Below are 18461 nucleotides of genomic sequence, written 5' to 3' on the forward strand. Positions count from 1 at the left end.
ACGACGAACTGGGGGACGCCTGATGACGGGCACCGACGAGAAGGTCCTGGACTCGCTCAAGCGGCTCACCGCCGAGCTGCGGCAGACCCGCAGGCGGCTGCGCGAGAACGAGGAGGCGGCCCACGAGCCCATCGCCGTCATCGGCATGGCCTGCCGATACCCGGGCGGTGTCCGCACACCCGAGGAGCTCTGGCAGCTTGTCGCCGGGGGCCGGGACGGCGTCTCCGCCTTCCCCACCGACCGCGACTGGGACCTCGACGCCCTGCGCGGACCGGACGACGCGGCCGGCACCAGCACCGCGCACGCGGGCGGATTCCTCTACGACGTCGCCGACTTCGACCCCGCGCCGTTCGGCATCAGCCCGCGCGAGGCGACCGCGATGGACCCGCAGCAGCGGCTGCTGCTGGAGACCTCCTGGGAGGCCTTCGAGCGCGCCGGCATCGACCCGGTCACCCTGCGCGGCAGCCGCACCGGCGTCTACGCCGGGATCATGTACCACGACTACGCGGCGCGGCTCCGCGAGCTGCCCGAGGACGTCATGGGCTACCTCGGCACCGGCACCTCGGGCAGCATCGCCTCCGGCCGGATCGCGTACACCTTCGGCCTGGAGGGCCCGGCGGTCACCATCGACACCGCCTGCTCCTCCTCCCTGGTCGCCCTGCACCTGGCCACCCAGGCCCTGCGCGGCGGCGAGTGCACGCTCGCGCTGGCCGGCGGCGCCACCGTGATGGCCTCACCCCTGCCGTTCGTCGACTTCAGCCGCCAGGAGGGCCTGTCCTCGGACGGCCGCTGCAAGTCCTTCGCCGCCGCGGCCGACGGCACCGGCTGGGCCGAGGGCGTCGGCATGCTCCTGCTGGAGAAGCTCTCCGACGCCCGCCGCAACGGCCACCGCGTGCTCGCCGTGGTGCGCGGCACCGCCGTCAACCAGGACGGCGCCAGCAACGGCCTCACCGCCCCCAACGGCCCGTCCCAGCAGCGGGTGATCCGGCAGGCGCTCGCCGACGCCGGCCTCGCCCCCTCCGACGTCGACGCGGTCGAGGCGCACGGCACCGGCACCCGGCTCGGCGACCCGATCGAGGCCCAGGCCCTGCTCGCCGTCTACGGCCAGGGCCGTCCCGCCGACCGCCCGCTGCGGCTCGGCTCGCTCAAGTCCAACCTCGGCCACACCCAGGCCGCCGCCGGCGTCGGCGGGATCATGAAGATGGTCCTCGCCCTGCACCACGGCGAACTCCCCCGCACCCTGCACGTCGACGAACCCACCCCGCACGTCGACTGGTCCGCGGGCGCCGTGGAACTGCTCACCGAGCCGCAGCCGTGGCCCCGCCGGGAGACGCCGCGCCGCGCCGGGATCTCCTCCTTCGGGTTCAGCGGTACCAACGCGCACGCCGTCATCGAGGAGCCGCCCGCGCCCGCCGACGGCCTCCCCGTGGACGGCCTCCCCACCGCCGACGGCACCGCCGCCGACACCGCCGCCGACAGCACCGCGACCGCCACGCCCGCCGCGCTGTGGACGCTGAGCGCCGCCACCGAACCCGCGCTGCGCGCCCAGGCCGGCCGACTCGCCGCCCACCTGCGCCGCGGTCCCGCGCCGGACCCGGCCGACGTCGGCCACGCCCTGCTCACCACCCGCACCGCGCTGGAGCACCGTGCCGTCCTGGTCGGCCGCGACCGGGAGTCCCTGCTGCCCGAGCTGGACGCCTTCGCCGCCGGACGTCCCACCGCCGGCGTGCTGCACGAGCGCGCCGGCACCGGCGGCCTGGCCGTCATGTTCACCGGCGGAGGAAGCCAACGACCGGGCATGGGCCGGGAGTTGCACGCCGCCTTCCCGGCCTTCGCGGACGCCTTCGACGCCGTCTGCGCCGAGCTGGACCGGCACCTGCCGTCTCCCCTGCGCCCGGCGGTCTTCGGTTCCGCGGCCGGCGGCACCCCGCCGCTCACCGGCCAGGCGTACGCCCAGCCCGCCCTGTTCGCCGTCGAGGTGGCGCTGTTCCGGCTGTTCGCCTCCTGGGGTGTACGGCCCGACCACGTCCTCGGCCACTCGGGCGGCGAACTCGCGGCCGCCCACGTCGCGGGCGTCCTCGACCTGCCGGACGCGGCCGCCCTGGTCGCCGCCCGCGGCCGGCTCACCCAGGCGCTGGCCCTGGGCGGGGCGATGGTCGCGGTCGCCGCCGCCGAGGCGGAGGTCCGCCCGCTGCTGACCGCCGGCGCCGAGATCGCCGCGATCAACAGCCCGGACGCGGTGGTCCTCTCCGGCGACGAACAGCCCGTCCTCGCACTCGCCGCGCACTTCGCCGGCCTCGGCCGCAAGACCCGCAGGCTGAACGTCAGTTACGCCTCCCACTCGGCCCGGGTGGACCCGATGCTCGCCGAGTTCCGGCAGATCGCCGCCGGACTGGAGCTGCGGCCGCCCCGGATCAGCTTCGTCTCCACCGTCACGGGCGAACCCGCCGGGGACGAACTCGGGACCGCCGAGTACTGGGTGCGCAACGCGCGCCAGGCCGTCCGGTTCGCCGACGCCGTCCGGTACCTGGAGGCCCAGGGCACCCGCACCTTCCTCGAACTCGGCCCGGAGGCCGCCCTCACACCCATGGCCGAGGCCTGCTTCACCGGGGCCGGCTCCGCCGCCGTCGCCGCCCAGCGCGCGGACCGCGACCAGGCCGCCGAGGCCGCCACCGCCCTCGGCCGCCTGCACGCGCGCGGCACCGCCGTCGACCGGGCGGCCTACCATGCGAGCAGCGGCCACGGGAGCAGCGGCGCCCGCCGGGTCGAGCTGCCGACCTACGCCTTCCAGCGGGAGCGGCACTGGCTGGAGGCCCCGGCCGGGAGCCGGCTCGACGTCACCCCGGCCGGGCTCGGCTTCCCCGACCACCCGCTGCTCGGTGCCAGCATCGTCGTCGCCGACTCCGAGGAGTTCCTGTTCACCGGACGGCTGGACCTGCGGACCCAGCCGTGGCTGGCCGACCACCGCGTCGGCGACGCCGTCCTGCTGCCCGGCACCGCCTTCGTCGAACTCGCCCTGCGGGCCGGCGAACAGGCGGACTGCGACCACCTCGACGAACTCACCCTCACCGCGCCGCTGGTCGTCCCGGCGCAGGGCGCGGTGACCCTGCAGATCCGCCTCGGCGCGCCCGACGGCACCGGCCGCCGGGCGGTCGAGGTGTACGCCCGCGAGGAGGACGCCCTGCCCGGGCAGCCCTGGACCAGGCACGCCTCCGGGTCACTGTCGGCCGGCTCCCCGTCCGGCAGGCCCCCGCTCACCGCCTGGCCCCCGGCCGGCGCCGAAGCCCTCGACCCGGACGGCCTGTACGAGCGCCTCGCCGCCGAGGGCCTGCACTACGGCCCGGCCTTCCAGGGGCTGCGGGCCGCCTGGCGGGGCGCGGGGGAGCTGTTCGCCGAGGTCGCCCTGGACGCCGAACAGGACGGCGCGGCCGGCGCGTTCGGGCTGCACCCCGCCCTCCTCGACGCCGCGCTGCACGCCCTGGGCCTCGGCGCGCTCCCCGGCGCCCCCGAGAGCGCGAGCCTGCCGTTCGACTGGCACGGCGTCGCCCTGCACGGCGCCGGCGCCACCGCCCTGCGGGTCCGGATCGCCCCCGCCGGGCCGGGCGCGGTCGCCCTGGAGGCCACCGACACCGCCGGCCGCCCCGTCCTCACCGTGGAGTCGCTGCTGCTGCGGCCCGCCGGCCGGCTCGCCGGCACCGGCGGCGCCGCGCGCGAGCCGCTGCTCCACCTGGTCTGGACCGATCCGCGGGCTCCGCACGCCCTCGCGGCGCCGGGCCGCACCGGACTGCTCACCGACGCCCTCGGCTCCACCGCGCCGCCGCCCGACACCCTGGTGCTCCCGCTCCTCGACGCCCCGACCACGGCCCGGCCCGACCGCGCGGCCGCCGAGTCCACCGCCCGGACCCTCGGCCTCGTCCAGGCCTGGCTCGCCGACGACCGGTTCGCCGACACCCGTCTCGCCGTCATCACCAGTGGCGCCGTGGCCGTCGGTCCTGACGAGGACGTCCGCGACCTGCCGCGCGCCGCCGACCGGGGCCTGCTGCGCTCCGCCCAGTCGGAGCACCCGGGCCGGATCGTCCTCGTGGACACCGACGCACCGGACGACTGGCCCGCGGACCTCCCCCGGGCGCTCGGCCCGGAGGAGCCGAGCGTCGCCCTGCGCCGGGGCCGCCTGCTGATCCCCCGGCTGGCCCCCGCCCCCGCCGCCGACCGGCCCGCCCCCGGGCTGGATCCGGAGGGCACCGTGCTGATCACCGGCGGCACCGGCTCACTCGGCGCGCTCCTCGCCCGCCACCTGGTCACCACCCACGGCGTGCGCCACCTCCTGCTCACCAGCCGCAGCGGCCCCACCGCCCCCGGCGCCGAACAACTCGCCACCGACCTACGCGCCACCGGCGCCCACGTCACCATCACCGCCTGCGACACCGCCGACCGCGAAGCCCTCACCACCCTCCTCGACACCATCCCCACCGACCACCCCCTCACCGCCGTCATCCACGCCGCCGGCGTCCTCGACGACGCCACCCTCACCACCCTCACCCCCCGACACCTCCACCACACCCTCCGCCCCAAGGCCGACGGCGCCTGGCACCTCCACCAACTCACCAGGCACCACGACCTCACCGCCTTCGTCCTCTTCTCCTCCGCCGCCGGCCTCCTCGGCGCCCCCGGGCAGGCCAACTACGCCGCCGCCAACGGCTTCCTGGACGCCCTCGCCCAGCACCGGGCCGCCACCGGACTGCCCGCCGTCTCCCTCGCCTGGGGACTGTGGGAGGGCGACTCCGGCATGGCCACGGGCGTCGACGACGCCTCCCGGCGCCGGCTCGCCGCCCTCGGCATGCGGCCGATCCCCACCGCCGAGGGCCTGGCCCTGTTCGACGCCGCCCTCGCCGGCACCGAGCCGCTGGCCGCGCCGCTCCACCTCGACCCGCAGGGACTCGACGCCGACACGGCGCCGGCGCTGCTGCGCGCCCTGGCCCGGCCCCGGCGCCGGCGCCGGGCGGCCGCCACGGCGCGCCCCGTCCACACCGGCCTCGCCCAGCGGCTCGCCACCCTGCCCGCGGCCGAGCGGCTGCGCGAACTGACCGACCTGGTCCGCGCCGAGACCGCCGCCGTCCTCGGCTACCGGAACCCGCAGGACGTCCCCGGCGACCGCGCGTTCTCCGAACTCGGCTTCGACTCGCTCGCCGCCGTCGACCTGCGCAACCGCCTCGGCGCCGCCACCGACCTCCGGCTGCCGGCCACCACGGTGTTCGACCACCCCACCCCCGGCGCCCTCGCCGTACGGCTGCGGGACCTGCTCCTCGGCACCGCCGACCGGGCCGCCCCCGAGCCCGCCGCCGGCGCCGCCGCCCGGCACGACGACGAGCCGATCGCGATCGTCGGCATGGCCTGCCGCTACCCCGGCGCAGTAGCCTCCCCCGAGGAGCTGTGGGAACTCGTCCTGGCCGGCCGGGACGCCACCGGTGACATGCCCCGCGACCGCGGCTGGGACATCGACGGGCTCTACCACCCCGAGCCCGGCCGACGCGGCTCCTTCTACACCCGCCGCGGCGGCTTCCTGGCCGACGCCGCCGGGTTCGACGCCGGTTTCTTCGGCATCAGCCCGCGCGAGGCCCTCGCCATGGACCCGCAGCAGCGGCTGCTGCTCGAGGTCTCCTGGGAGGTCTTCGAGCGCGCCGGTCTGGACCCGCTGGCGATGCGCGGCAGCGACACCGGGGTCTTCACCGGCGTGATGTACCACGACTACGGCTCCTGGGCGCAGCGCACCCCCGAGGACGTCGAGGGCTACCTCGGCGCCGGGACGGCCGGCAGCGTCGCCTCCGGCCGGGTCGCCTACACGCTGGGCCTCGAGGGGCCCGCGGTGACCGTGGACACCGCCTGCTCCTCCTCCCTGGTCGCCCTGCACCTGGCCACCCAGGCCCTGCGCGGCGGCGAGTGCTCGCTCGCGCTGGCCGGCGGGGCCACCGTGATGGCGACCCCAGGACCGTTCGTCGAGTTCAGCCGCCAGCGCGGCCTCGCCCCGGACGGGCGGTGCAAGTCCTTCGCCGCCGGCGCCGACGGCACCGGCTGGGCCGAGGGCGTCGCCGTGCTGCTGGTCGAGCGGCTCTCCGACGCCCGCCGCAACGGCCACCCGGTGCTCGCCGTGGTGCGCGGCACCGCCGTCAACCAGGACGGCGCCAGCAACGGCCTCACCGCCCCCAGCGGCCCCGCCCAGCAGCGGGTGATCCGCCGGGCGCTCGCCGTCGCCGGGCTGACGGCGGGCCAGGTCGACGCGGTCGAGGCACACGGCACCGGCACCGTCCTTGGCGACCCGATCGAGGCCCAGGCGCTGCTCGACACCTACGGCCGCGAGCACACCGCCCAGCGGCCGCTGTGGCTCGGCTCGCTCAAGTCCAACCTCGGCCACACCCAGGCCGCGGCCGGGGTCGGCGGCGTGATCAAGATGGTCCAGGCGATGCGGCACGGCATCCTGCCCCGCACCCTGCACGTCGACGAACCCACCCCGCACGTCGACTGGTCCGACGGCGGGATGCGGCTGCTGACCGAACCGACCGCCTGGCCCGCCACCGGAGAGCCCCGCCGGGCCGGGGTCTCCTCCTTCGGCATCAGCGGCACCAACGCCCACGCCGTCCTGGAGCAGGCCCCGGACGACACCGCGGCCGCCGAGCCGGCCCCCGCGCCGGCCGCCGCCCCCGCGTCCGCGTCCGCGCCGTGGCTGCTGTCCGGCCGCACCCCGCAGGCCCTGCTCGGCCAGGCCGGGCGGCTGCTGGAGCACCTCCGTACGCACCCCGACATCCCCGACGCCGACCTCGCCCTCAGCCTGGCCACCACCCGGGCCGCCCTGCCGCACCGCGCGGCCGTCCTCGGCGCCGACCGGGACACCCGCCTGGCGGCCCTGGCGCGACTCGCCGACGACGGCGCCGCGCCCGGCACCCCGACCGGGCGGGCGGACGGCGGCCGGGTGGCCTTCCTGTTCAGCGGCCAGGGCAGCCAGCGCCCCGCCATGGGCCGTGAACTCGCCGCCGCCGACGCCGGGTTCGCCGCCATCCTGGACGAGGTCTGCGCGGTCTTCGACCCGCTGCTCGACCGGCCGCTGCGCGAGGTCCTCGCCGCCGAGCCCGGCACCGCGGCCGCCGGCCTCCTGGACCGGACGCAGTACACCCAGCCGGCCCTGTTCGCCGTCCAGGTGGCCCTGCTGCGCCGCCTCGCCGCCTGGGGCGTGCGGCCGGACGTGCTGTCCGGCCACTCCATCGGCGAACTCGCGGCCGCCCACGCGGCGGGCGTCCTCGACCTGCCGGACGCGGCCGCCCTGGTCGCGGCCCGCGGCCGGCTGATGCAGGCGCTGCCGGACGGCGGGGCGATGGCCGCGGTCGACGCCCCGGAGGAGGAGGTCCTGCCGCTGCTCACCGACCGGATCGCGCTCGCCGCCGTCAACGGCCCGTCCTCGGTGGTGCTGTCCGGCGACGCCGACGCGCTGGAGGAACTGCTCGCCCGGCTGGCCGCCGCCGGCCACCGCACCCGGCGACTGCGGGTGAGCCACGCCTTCCACTCCCCGCGGATGGACGGCACGCTCGACGGGTTCCGGCGGGTCGCCGAGGGGCTCACCTTCCGGGAGCCCGCGCTGCCCGTCGTCTCCACGGTGACCGGCCGGAGCGCCACCGCCGCCGAACTGTGCTCGCCCGGGTACTGGGTGCGCCAACTCCGGGAGCCGGTCCGGTTCCGGGACGCCGTCCGCCGTCTGGAGGCCGACGGTGTGACCACCTTCGTCGAACTCGGCCCCGGCGCCACGCTCACCGCCCTGGTCCGGGACTGCCTGACCGACCGGGAGCGCGCCTCCGTCCCGCTGCTGCGCCCCGGCACGCCGGAGCCGCGGGCGCTCACCACGGCCGTCGCCGAACTGCACGTACGGGGCGTCGCCGTCGACTGGGCGGCCTTCCACGCCGGTTCGGGCGCCCGCCCGGTGCCGCTGCCGACCTACGCCTTCCAGCGCCTGCGGTACTGGCTGCCGGCCGGCCCGGCGCAGGGCGACGACCGGCACCACCCGCTGCTCTCCGCCGCCATCGCCGCCCCCGGCCTCGACGGCACGGTGTTCACCGGCACGCTGGACGCCCGCGTCCTGCCGTGGCTGGCCGAGCACCGGATCGGCGGCACGGCGGTCCTGCCCGGCGCCGCCTTCGTCGAGCTGGCCCTGCACGCGGGCGGCGAACTCGGCTGCCCGGCCGTCGAGGAGCTGGTGGTCCAGGCCCCGCTTCCGGTGCCGGACCACGCCGCGGTGCCGCTGCGGCTCTCCGTCCGGCCGCCGGACGAGACCGGCCGACGCGCCTTCGGCCTCTTCGCCCGCACCGTCGACGACGCCGCCGACGACGACGGCGACGGCTACGGCTACGGCTACGGCGACGGGGCCACCGAGGACCGGTGGGTCCGGCACGCCACCGGCACCCTGGCCCCCGCCGGCCCGCCGGCCCCGGCCGACCGGGACGCCCCCTGGCCGCCCGCCGGCGCGGAGCCCGTCGACCTCGCCGACCTGTACCGGCGCCCCGCCGAGGCCGGCCTGTCGTACGGTCCGAGCTTCCAGGGCCTGCGCGCCGCCTGGCGCCGCGGCGAGGAGCTCTACGCCGAGGTCGCGCTGCCCGACGACGCCTCCGGCCCGTACGCCCTCCACCCGGCCCTGCACGACGCGGCCCTGCACGCCCTCGGCCTGCCCCGGGACGGCGCGGCCGCACCGGCCGTGCTGCCCTTCTCCTGGCGCGGCGTCCGGCTGCACCACACCGGCGCACGGTCGCTGCGGGTCCGGCTGACCCCGGACGGCGACACCGTGGCCGTGGAACTGGGCGACCCGACCGGCGCCCCGGTCGCCTCGGTCGAGGCCCTGACCCTCCGTCCGGTCTCCGTCCCGCGCGCCGCCCCCGACAGCGCTCTGCGGCGCCTCGTCTGGGAGCCGCTCACCGCCGTCCCCGGCGCCCCGGAGCCGAGCGCCTGGACGGTCCTCGGCTCGGCCGACACCCCGCCCGGGGCCTACCGGCGCGCCCCCGACCTGGACTCCGTGCCCGACGACGCCGAGGGCGTCGTGCTGGTCCCGTTCCTCGACGCGCACCGGCCCGACGACCCGGCCCCGGTGTCCCGGGCGCTGGATCTGGTCCGGGCCTGGCTGTCCGGCTCCCGGTGGAAGAACTCCCGGCTGGTCGTGCTCACCCGACGCGCCGTCGCCGCCGCTCCCGCCGAGGACGTCCCCGACCTCGCCCACGCCCCGCTCTGGGGCCTGCTGCGCTCGGCCGCCTCCGAACACCCGGGCCGCTTCGCCCTGGTGGACGTGGACGGCACCGAGGCGTCCTGGCAGGCGCTGCCGGCGGCCGTCGCCGCCGAGGCCGCCCAGGTGGCGATCCGGGACGGCGCGCCACGCACCCCCCGGCTCACGCCCCTCGACCCGCCCGCCGCCGTCGACGGCCCCGCCGACGCCGGCGCCCCGGGGTTCGCCCCCGACGGCACCGTGCTGATCACCGGGGCGGCCGGCGCCCTCGGCGGACTGGTCGCCCGGCACCTGGCCGCCGCCCACGGCGTACGGCACCTGCTGCTCCTCGGCCGCCGCGCCGACGACCCCCGGCTGGCCGCCCTCGCCACGGAGCTGGAGCGGACCGGCGCCTCGGTCACCGTCGCCGGCTGCGACGTCGGCGACCGCGCCGACCTGGCGCGCGCGCTCGCCGCCGTCCCGGCCGGGCACCCGCTCACCGCGGTCGTCCACTGCGCGGGCGTCCTGGACGACAGCGTGGTCACCTCCCTCACCCCGGACCGGCTCGTCCGCACCCTGCACGCCAAGGCCCGGTCCGCCTGGCACCTGCACGACCTGACGCTGGGCGACGACCTCGCCGCCTTCGTCCTGTTCTCCTCCGCCGCCGGCGTGCTCGGCGCCCCCGGCCAGGCCAACTACGCCGCCGCCAACACCTTCCTGGACGCCCTCGCCCACCACCGGCGCCACCTCGGGCTGCCCGCCCACTCCCTCGCCTGGGGCCCCTGGGACCAGGACGGCGGCATGGCGGGCGCCGGGGAACTGGAGCGCCTCAGCCGGGGCGGCGTCGAGGCCTTCACCCCCGCGCAGGGCCTCGCCCTGTTCGACACCGCCCTCACCGGCGCGGCCGCGGACCCGCTCCTCGTCCCGCTGCGCACCGACCCCGCGCACCGCCGCCCCGACACCGGCTCCGGACGCCCGCGGCACCCCCGCGGCGTCCCGGCCCCGGCGAGGGCGGCGGACCTGCCGACCATGGTGCGCACCGAGGTCGCGACCGTCCTGGGCTTCCCGTCCCCCGAGGTCGTCGACGAGCACAGCACGCTGCCCGAACTCGGCCTCGACTCGCTCACCGCCGTCGAACTGCGCAACCGCCTCGACGCGGCCACCGGCCTGCGCCTGGCCGCCACCGTGGCCTTCGACCATCCCACCCTCCCGGCCCTGGTCGAGCACCTGCGCGGCCGGCTGGCCACCCGTACCGCCGAGGCCCCCGCCCCGGCCGCCCCCGACGCCACCGCCGCCCTCGCCGCCCTCTTCCACCAGGCCCGCGGCGCCGGCCACACCCTGGAGGGGATCGGCCTCCTGCGCACGGCGTCCCGTTTCCTGCCCGCCTTCCGCACCCCCGCCGAGCTGCCCGTCCCACCCCGGCCCGTCCGGCTGGCGGCCGGCCAGGCCGGCCCCGCGCTGGTCTGCCTGCCCGCCGTCGTCGCCCACTCGGGGCCGCACCAGTTCGCCCGGTTCGCCGGGGCCCTGCGCGGCCTGCGCGAGGTGGTGGCGCTGCCGCAGCCCGGGTTCCTGCCCGGCGAACCGCTGCCGGCGGACCTCGACGCGCTCGTCGCCGCCCAGGCCGAGGCGGTCCTGCGGTACGCCGACGGCGCCCCGGTCGCGCTGCTCGGCTACTCCTCCGGCGGCTGGGTCGCCCACGCGGTGGCGGCCCGGCTCGAAGCGTCCGGCCACGGGCCGCGAGCCCTCGTCCTGCTCGACACCTATCTGCAGGGCGACACCGACGACGCCCTCGCCACCGCCTTCACCGACGGTCTGTTCGCCCGCCGTGAGGAGGCCGACCCGACCGCCGACCCGCACTCCCTGACCGCCATGGGCGCCTACTTCCGGGTGTTCGAGAACTGGACCCCCGGCCCCGTCGCCGCCCCCACCCTCTTCCTGCGCGCCACCGACGCCCTGCCCGGCACCACGCCCCCGGCGACCTCCTGGGCCGGCGCCGCCACCGTGCGGGAGACCCCCGGCGACCACTTCTCGCTCCTCGAGGAGCAGGCCGCCCCCACCGCCCGTGCCGTACACAGCTGGCTCACCCGCCCGCTGACCGACGAACAGGAGCCGACCCCATGACCGACGTGACCCCCGAGCTGGTCGAGAAGGCCTACCTCGCACTGATCTCCTGCGACCGCGCCGAGGCCGCCCAGTACTGGTCGGAGGACGTCCGCTTCTCCGTCCCCGGCCGCCACCTCCAGGCCGGCTGGCACGTCGGTCTGGACGCCCTCCTGTCCTTCCGCCGCGCCCTCACCGCGGCCGCCGGCGGCAACTTCGAGGTGGAGCTGGTCACTTCGATGATCAGCGGCAACGAGAACATGGACGTCGTCCGGGTCCACGCCGTCCGCCCCGGGGCCCCGGAGGGCAGCACCTCGCCCTACGACGTCCTCGACGCCCGCGGCGTCCAGGTCTTCCGCTGGGAGGACGGACTGATCGTCGAGGGCCACGCCGGCTTCTTCGGCGACGGCGCCACCAACTACGACCAGTGGTGGTCCCCCCTCGACGGCGCCGGCGAGCGCCGCTACGTCTGACCTGCCGTTCCGGCGTCCCACCGGCGACGGGCCCGGCCGCGACTCCCCCACGAGTGCGACCGGGCCCAGGCCGGCCATCGGGCCTGGGCGCGACTCCCCCCACGGAGCAGCGGCCGGGCCCTCGTTCCGCTCAACCAGCGACACGCAGCGTACATGCCATCTCTACCCAACGCTACATCGCCGTCGACTCTCCTCCCCGGCCGAGGTCGTCGACCGGGCCTCCGCGGGGTTCACCCCGCCCGCCGTGACGTCACGCGCCACGGCGCGGGCGGCGCTCACAGCGGCAGCGGCCGGTGACAGGCCGCGGTCCGTCCGGGCGCCACCTCGCGCAGCGGCGGCACCTCGCTCGCGCACCGGCCGTCGGCGAGCGGGCAGCGGGTGCGGAAGCGGCAGCCTGACGGCGGGTCGAGCGGGGACGGCGGATCGGCCGGGAGCAGCCCGGTGTCGCCGAGCGGGCGCCCGGGCTCGGGGACGGCGGCGAGCAGGGCGGCGGTGTAGGGGTGGGCGGGGGCGGCGAGCACGGCCTCGGTGGGGCCCTGTTCGCAGACCCGGCCGAGGTGGAGCACCGCGACGTCGTCGCTGACGGCGCGGACGACACCGAGGTCGTGCGAGATGAACAGGCTCGCCAGGCCGCGCTCCTCGGTGAGCCGGCGCAGCAGGTTGAGCACCGTGGCCTGGGCGGAGACGTCGAGGGCGGAGACGGCCTCGTCGGCGATCAGCACCCGCGGTCCGGCGGCGAGCGCGCGGGCGATGGCGACCCGCTGGGCCTGGCCGCCGGAGAGCTGGGCGGGCCGGCGGTCGCCGAACAGCGCGGTCGGCAGGCCGACGGCCTCCAGCTGCCGCTCGACCACCGCCGCGCGGTCGAGCGACGGGTCCGGGTGGGCGTCCAGCGGTTCGGCGACGAGGTCGCGCACCGTGCGGCGCGGGTTCAGCGAGGAGACCGGGTCCTGGAACACCATCTGCAGCCGGGGGCGCAGCGCCCGCAGCGCGCGCGGGGCGAGCGCGGCGAGGTCGGTGCCGTCGAAGGTGACGGTGCCGGTGGTGGGCGGGGGCAGCCGCAGCAGGGCCTTGGCGATGCTGCTCTTGCCGGAGCCGGACTCGCCGACCAGGGCGAGGGTGCGGCGCTCGCGCAGTTCCACGTTGACGCCGCTGACGGCGTGCAGCGGGCCGGAGCGGGTGCGGTGGACCACGGACAGCCCGGTGGCCCGCAGCACGACGGGGGCGTCCGGTTCGAGGGCGGCGGGGGTCATGCGGCGGTCTCCTCGGCCTTCGCCGGCAGCGCGGCCGACGGCGTGAGCGGGACGTGGCAGGCGGCCGTGTGCCCGGCCCCGGCCCGGTGGAGCGGCGGCGCGTCCGTCGAGCAGAGCGCCTCGGCGCGCTCGCAGCGCGGTGCGAACGGGCAGCCGGGGCTGGGCAGGGAGAGGTCCGGCGGGGAGCCGGCCACGGCGGGCAGGGTGCGGCGCAGCGGCCCGGTGACCCGCGGCACCGAGCGCAGCAGCGCGGCGGTGTACGGGTGGGCGGGGTGCTCGGTGACGGCCTCGGTGGGGCCGGTCTCGACGATCCGTCCGCCGTACATGACGGCGATGCGGCGGGCGCGGCCGTAGAGCAGGCCGATGTCGTGGGTGATCAGCAGGGTGGCGAGGCCGCGGGTCTCGCGGTGCCGGTCGAGCAGGTCGAGCACGGTGCGCTGGACGGTGACGTCGAGGGCGGTGGTGGGTTCGTCGGCGAGCAGCAGGGCGGGTTCGCCCGCCAGGGCGGCGGCGATGCCGACCCGCTGGCGCAGGCCGCCGGACAGCTCGTGCGGGTAGGCGCGGGCCCGCCGGGCGGGGTCGGGGACGTCGACGGCGGCGAGCAGCCCGGCGGCGGTGCGCAGCCGTTCCCGGCGGCGGAGCCGGCGCCGGTTGGTGATCGACTCGGTGACCTGGTCGGCGATCCGCACGACCGGGTTGAGCGAGGTCATCGGGTCCTGGTGGACCATGGCGACGCCGGTGCCGAGCAGTTCGGTGCGCCGGGCGGCGGTGGCGGTGAGCAGGTCCTCGCCGTTCAGCCGGACCTCGCCGGTGGCGGTGGCCCGGGTGGTGCGCGGGTGGACGCCGAGCACGGTGCGGGCGAGGACCGACTTGCCGGAGCCGGACTCACCGACGACGCCGAGGCACTCGCCCGCGTCGATGGTGAGGTCGATGCCGTGCAGCACGTGCAGGGTCCGGCCGTCGGGGGTGTGCAGGGTGGTGTCGAGCGAGCGGACCTACAGAACCGGGGTGGTCATCCTCGCCCTCCCTTCGAACGGAGCTTCTCGCCCAGGTAGTTGAGGGCGAGGACGGTCAGGCAGAGCACCGCCGCGGGGGCGAGCGAGATCCACGGGGCGCTGCCGAGGCTGGTGCGGCCCTCGGCGATGACGCCGCCCCAGGAGGGCTCCGGCGGGCGCAGCCCGAAGCCGAGGAAGCTGAGCGAGCCCTCGGCGACGATGGCGACGGTGGTGGCGGTGAACGCGAAGGTGAGCGCGGCCGGCGCGACGTGCGGGACCACCTCGCGGCGCAGGATGCGCGCCGGCGCGGTGCCGATCATGCGGGCGGCCTGGACGAAGCCGCGTTCGCCGAGCGACAGCACGACGGCGCGCACCACCCGGGTGAAGGCGGGCACGGTGAACAGGCCGATCAGCGCGCCGATCACCGGCAGACTCGGCCCGCGCAGCGAGACCGCGATCATCACCAGGATCAGGCTGGGCACGGACATCAGCAGGTCGGTGACGAAGCCGATCAGCTTGTCCACCGGCCCGCGGAACCAGCCGGCCGCGATGCCGAGCGCCCCGCCGCCGAACAGGCCGACGGTGACGGTCAGTGCGGCGACGGCGAAGGAGGCCCGGGCGCCGGCCACGGTCCGCTGGAGGACGTCGCGCCCGGCGGCGTCGGTGCCCAGCCAGTGCCCGGGGCCGGGGGCGGCGGAGGGGTGGGCGAAGTCGCCGTGCAGCGGGTCGAAGCCGGGCAGCAGGGGCAGCACCAGGGCGGCGAGCGCGACGGCGGCCAGCCAGCCGCCGGCCAGCACCCCGGCGGACGGGCGGCGGCGGCGCGCAGCCGCCCCGCGCGGCGCCGCCGAAGGCGCGGGATCGGGAGCGGTGGCAGGGGCGGGAGCAGTGGCGGTGGCGGGAGCAGTGGCGGTGGCGGGAGCAGTGGCGGTGGCGGTGGCGGGGGCGGTCTCAGCGGCGCTCATCGGCGATCCTCGGGTCGATCGTGCGGTACAGCAGGTCCACGACGAAGGTGGCCGCCACCACGCCGACGGCGCTGACCACCACCACCGCCTGCACCACGGGGAAGTCGCGGCCGTTGATCGCCCCGGCCGCGAGGCTGCCGACGCCGGGCACCGCGAACAGCGACTCGACGAGCACCGAGCCGCCGAGCGAGGTGCCGACGCCGATCCCGACCAGGGTGACCAGCGGCAGCGAGGACGGTCTGAGCGCCCGGCGCAGCAGCAGCCGTACGGTGCCCATGCCGCGGCCGCGGGCGGCGGCGACGTACGTCTGGTCGAGGGTGTCGAGCAGTTGGCCGCGCAGGGTGCGGGTGAAGACGGCGGCCTCGGTGAGCCCGAGGGTGAGCGCGGGCAGCACCAGGTGGCGCAGGTTCTCCAGCGGGTCCTCGGTGATCGGGGTCCAGCCGGTGGCGGGCAGGATCCGCAACTGGACGGCGGTGAGCCAGATCAGCAGCAGGCCGAGGACGAAGCCGGGCACGGCGAGCCAGACGAACGCGCCGGCGGTGGCGGCCCGGTCGAGGACGCCGCCCGGCCGCCAGGCCGACCGGAGCGCGACCGGCAGGGCCAGGCCGAGCGCCACCAGCTGGGCGGCGACGAAGAGTTCGAGGGTGACCGGGATCCGGTTCGCGAGTTCGGTGGTGACGGCGGCACCGGTGGAGAGCGAGTGGCCGAGGTCGCCGTGCAGGGCGTCGCCGAGCCGGCGCCAGGTGGCGGCGAGCACGTCCTCGTCCAGGCCGAGCCCGGCCTCGTACGCGGCGACCTGCTCCGGGGTGGCGGTGGGGCCGAGTGCGGCGACGGCCGGGGAGCCGGGCATCAGGTGGGGCAGGGCGAGCGCCGCGACGGTGACCAGCAGGAGTACGGCGGCCGCTCGTCCGAGCCGTCCGGCGAGGCGCAGTGGGCGGGCTGTCACTTCGTCACCCACATGTCGGAAGGTTCTTGGTGCGCTTCATGGTTCCTCGGGTTCCTCGGCTCGGGGGTGCGGGGTCGGCGATCGGCGGCGCCGGATCGCGACGGCCACACGATCTCGAAGTGGCAGTACTGCCAAAAGGCAGTCATGCAAACTCCTCGTGGCCGGCCGCCGAAGACTTGGCGCTCGCCCCCGACGACCCCGGCAACCGACACCCCGTCTCAAGGAATGAGATGAGCGGAGTTTTATACCCGTCGCGCATAATTCTTCACCGAAGCGCCATCGCGGCACCATGAACGGTGACTCGGCGTGCACGGCCCACTGGGGAACGACGCCGTATCCGCGAATGACGAACCCCCGGGATCAGCCCGAATAGGCACCACGGCCACCTCCCCCGTTCGCGTTTCGCACCGATATTCGCGGTTACGACTCCCGGCACTCACAGTGAGGCAACTGGAACCGATTCTTCCCATTCCACGGCGGGATGCCACACATTTCCGCCGGTGGCGCTATCGGCGCACCGGTCGACGAATTGTGGCAACGGTCACGTTTCGTCATCTCGACCGCATCAGGAAGCCGTCAGGGCCGCACCGGACAACGCACCCGAACCCGCCCTGAAATCACCAGGTCAGCATGCCGGGACGGCGCGCCGGGCGCCTCCTCGGCATTCCGTCGACACCCACCGGCCGACACGTTGTCGGGCAGCCGAGATCGTTGATGCGTGTGCAATGGACGCCCTGTAGCGTGGATCCGGATGAGGCGTCCACGAAGCGGAATACACCCGAGGACAGCCCGCGCCCGGCGGCAGATCGATGCCGGCGACCGGATGAACAGCAAGGGGGAAAAGATGATCGATCACGACCTCAGGAACCTGCCCCGGCCGAGACACCTCTCCGCAGCTCAGGCGGCCACCGCGACCGGGGCGAGGGCCGGGGTCCTGCGGGAGGGCCGCGACGTCTACGTACCGGGACGCTTCGACTCCGTCGAGAACGAACACATATCACCTCCCGAGCGGGGCCTCTCCTTACGCACCGTCGAACTGGCCAACCTGGGGATCAGGCGCGCCCTCGTCCACCAGCAGGTCGAGGCGGCCCTCGCGGCGGAGGAGGACCGCGGCGACCCGTACGGCATGTGGCCGGCGATCATGACGCTCCTCTACACCGGCGACATCGTCACCGCGCACGCCGAGTGCCGTCGACTGGCCGAGGACGCCCGCTGGTCCGGCTCACCGCGGCACCAGGAGGTACTGACCCTGCTGCGCGCACGGATCAGCCTGCTCCAGGGTCACGGCGTCGAGGCGGCCGGCCTGCTCACCGCGCAGCTGGCCCGCGGGCTCTCGCCGCACCTCGGCGCGCTCGCCGTCGCCTGGCTCATCGAGGCGCACGTCCTGTCCGGCGAACTGGGGCACGCGCACCAGGTGCTGCGGGCGCACGGCCTGGCCGGCCCGCTCGACACCAGCCGCCCTGACCTCGTCCACACCCTGGCCGCGCGCGGCGCACTGCAGCAGGCGGCCGGCCAGTTCCAGCACAGCCTGCGGGACTTCATGGCGTGCGGACGCCTGCTCGCCGAGCACCGGGTCGCCAACCCCGCTGTCATTCCCTGGCGTTCGAGGGCCTCGTCAGCCGCGCTCGCGACCCAGCAGCGCGACCTCGCGCTCGCGCTGGCCGAGGAGGAACTGGCCGTGGCCCGCACCTGGGGCTCGCCGCGCTGTATCGGCCTGGCGCTGCACGCCGTCGCCGTCGCCCGCCGGGACGACACCTCGGTGGCGCTCCTGGAAGAGGCCGTGGTACTGCTCCATCTCGCCTACGCCTGGGGTGAGTTGATCCAGGTCCTGGACGACCTCGGGACCCTGCAGATCGACCGCGAGAACCAGTCCGCGGGCCGCCGCCACCTGGAGGCCGCCCTCATGGTGGCCCGGGAGAGCGGCAACCGGCGCCGGCAGCGCAGCCTGCGGTCCGCCCTGGAGCGCCTGGACGCCCCCAGTCTCACCAGCCAGGAACTGCACATCGGCCAGCTGGCGAGCGCCGGTTACAGCAACCGGCAGATCGCCGAGACCCTCTTCCTGGCGATCCGCACCGTCGAGTTCCACCTGTCGAGCGTCTACCGCAAACTCGCCATTTCCGGCCGGAGCGAACTGCACTCCGCACTCCACACCCAGCGCCTTTCCTCCTTCCGCGCCGACCACTACTCCTCCGCCGTGTAACCCTTCCGTTCACACGCCGCTCACCCGTGGTTCGGGTGAGCGGCGTTTCGCGTTTCCGGGCTCCGCACTCCGGCCGCGGTTCGCTTCGCGGAACCCGGCGCCGCGCCCGCCGCCCCGGTGCGACGCCACCGCCGGCCCCGCCACGGCCGCGCCCGCCGAACCGCGCGGCCACCGCCGATCCGCGTGGCCACACCCGCCGGCGCGCCGGGAGAGCCGCATCTCGGGGGTTCCTACAAAGGGTCCTACGGGTGACCCGCAAGGGACCCTGTGGGTCGCCCGTAGGCTTGCCCGTGGAGCCTTGTAGCG

7 protein-coding genes are annotated in these 18461 nt (G+C 76.6%); 3 read left to right on the forward strand and 4 right to left on the reverse strand.

What is annotated here, in order from left to right:
* Positions 1–130 precede the first annotated feature (130 nt).
* Entirely contained in the window at positions 131–11350 is an 11220-nt protein-coding gene (locus ACIQ87_RS25400) for an SDR family NAD(P)-dependent oxidoreductase (protein WP_402410509.1), read from the forward strand.
* Entirely contained in the window at positions 11347–11802 is a 456-nt protein-coding gene (locus ACIQ87_RS25405) for a nuclear transport factor 2 family protein (RefSeq protein ID WP_402410377.1), read from the forward strand. The genes ACIQ87_RS25400 and ACIQ87_RS25405 overlap by 4 nt, the downstream gene beginning before the upstream one ends.
* Before the next feature lie 275 nt (positions 11803–12077).
* Here ACIQ87_RS25405 and ACIQ87_RS25410 read toward each other — a convergent pair whose 3' ends face one another.
* From ACIQ87_RS25410 to ACIQ87_RS25425, 4 genes are all read right to left on the reverse strand, one after another.
* Complete coding sequence (locus ACIQ87_RS25410; protein WP_402410379.1) at positions 12078–13052, reverse strand: ABC transporter ATP-binding protein; 975 nt, start codon at positions 13050–13052, stop codon at positions 12078–12080.
* A complete protein-coding gene (locus tag ACIQ87_RS25415) occupies positions 13049–13996 on the reverse strand; it encodes an ABC transporter ATP-binding protein (RefSeq protein WP_402410381.1) in 948 nt (315 codons plus the stop codon). The genes ACIQ87_RS25410 and ACIQ87_RS25415 overlap by 4 nt, the downstream gene beginning before the upstream one ends.
* 68 nt (positions 13997–14064) lie before the next feature.
* Positions 14065–15009, reverse strand: coding sequence for an ABC transporter permease (locus ACIQ87_RS25420; protein WP_402410383.1), 945 nt, complete (start codon positions 15007–15009; stop codon positions 14065–14067).
* Complete coding sequence (locus tag ACIQ87_RS25425) at positions 14996–15955, reverse strand: ABC transporter permease (protein ID WP_402410385.1); 960 nt, start codon at positions 15953–15955, stop codon at positions 14996–14998. The genes ACIQ87_RS25420 and ACIQ87_RS25425 overlap by 14 nt, the downstream gene beginning before the upstream one ends.
* A gap of 844 nt (positions 15956–16799) precedes the next feature.
* Here ACIQ87_RS25425 and ACIQ87_RS25430 point away from each other — a divergent pair.
* Entirely contained in the window at positions 16800–18155 is a 1356-nt protein-coding gene (locus ACIQ87_RS25430; RefSeq protein WP_402410386.1) for a LuxR C-terminal-related transcriptional regulator, read from the forward strand.
* Positions 18156–18461: the final 306 nt, after the last annotated feature.

The organism is Kitasatospora sp. NPDC096204, from assembly GCF_044763205.1.
GTDB lineage: Bacteria > Actinomycetota > Actinomycetes > Streptomycetales > Streptomycetaceae > Kitasatospora.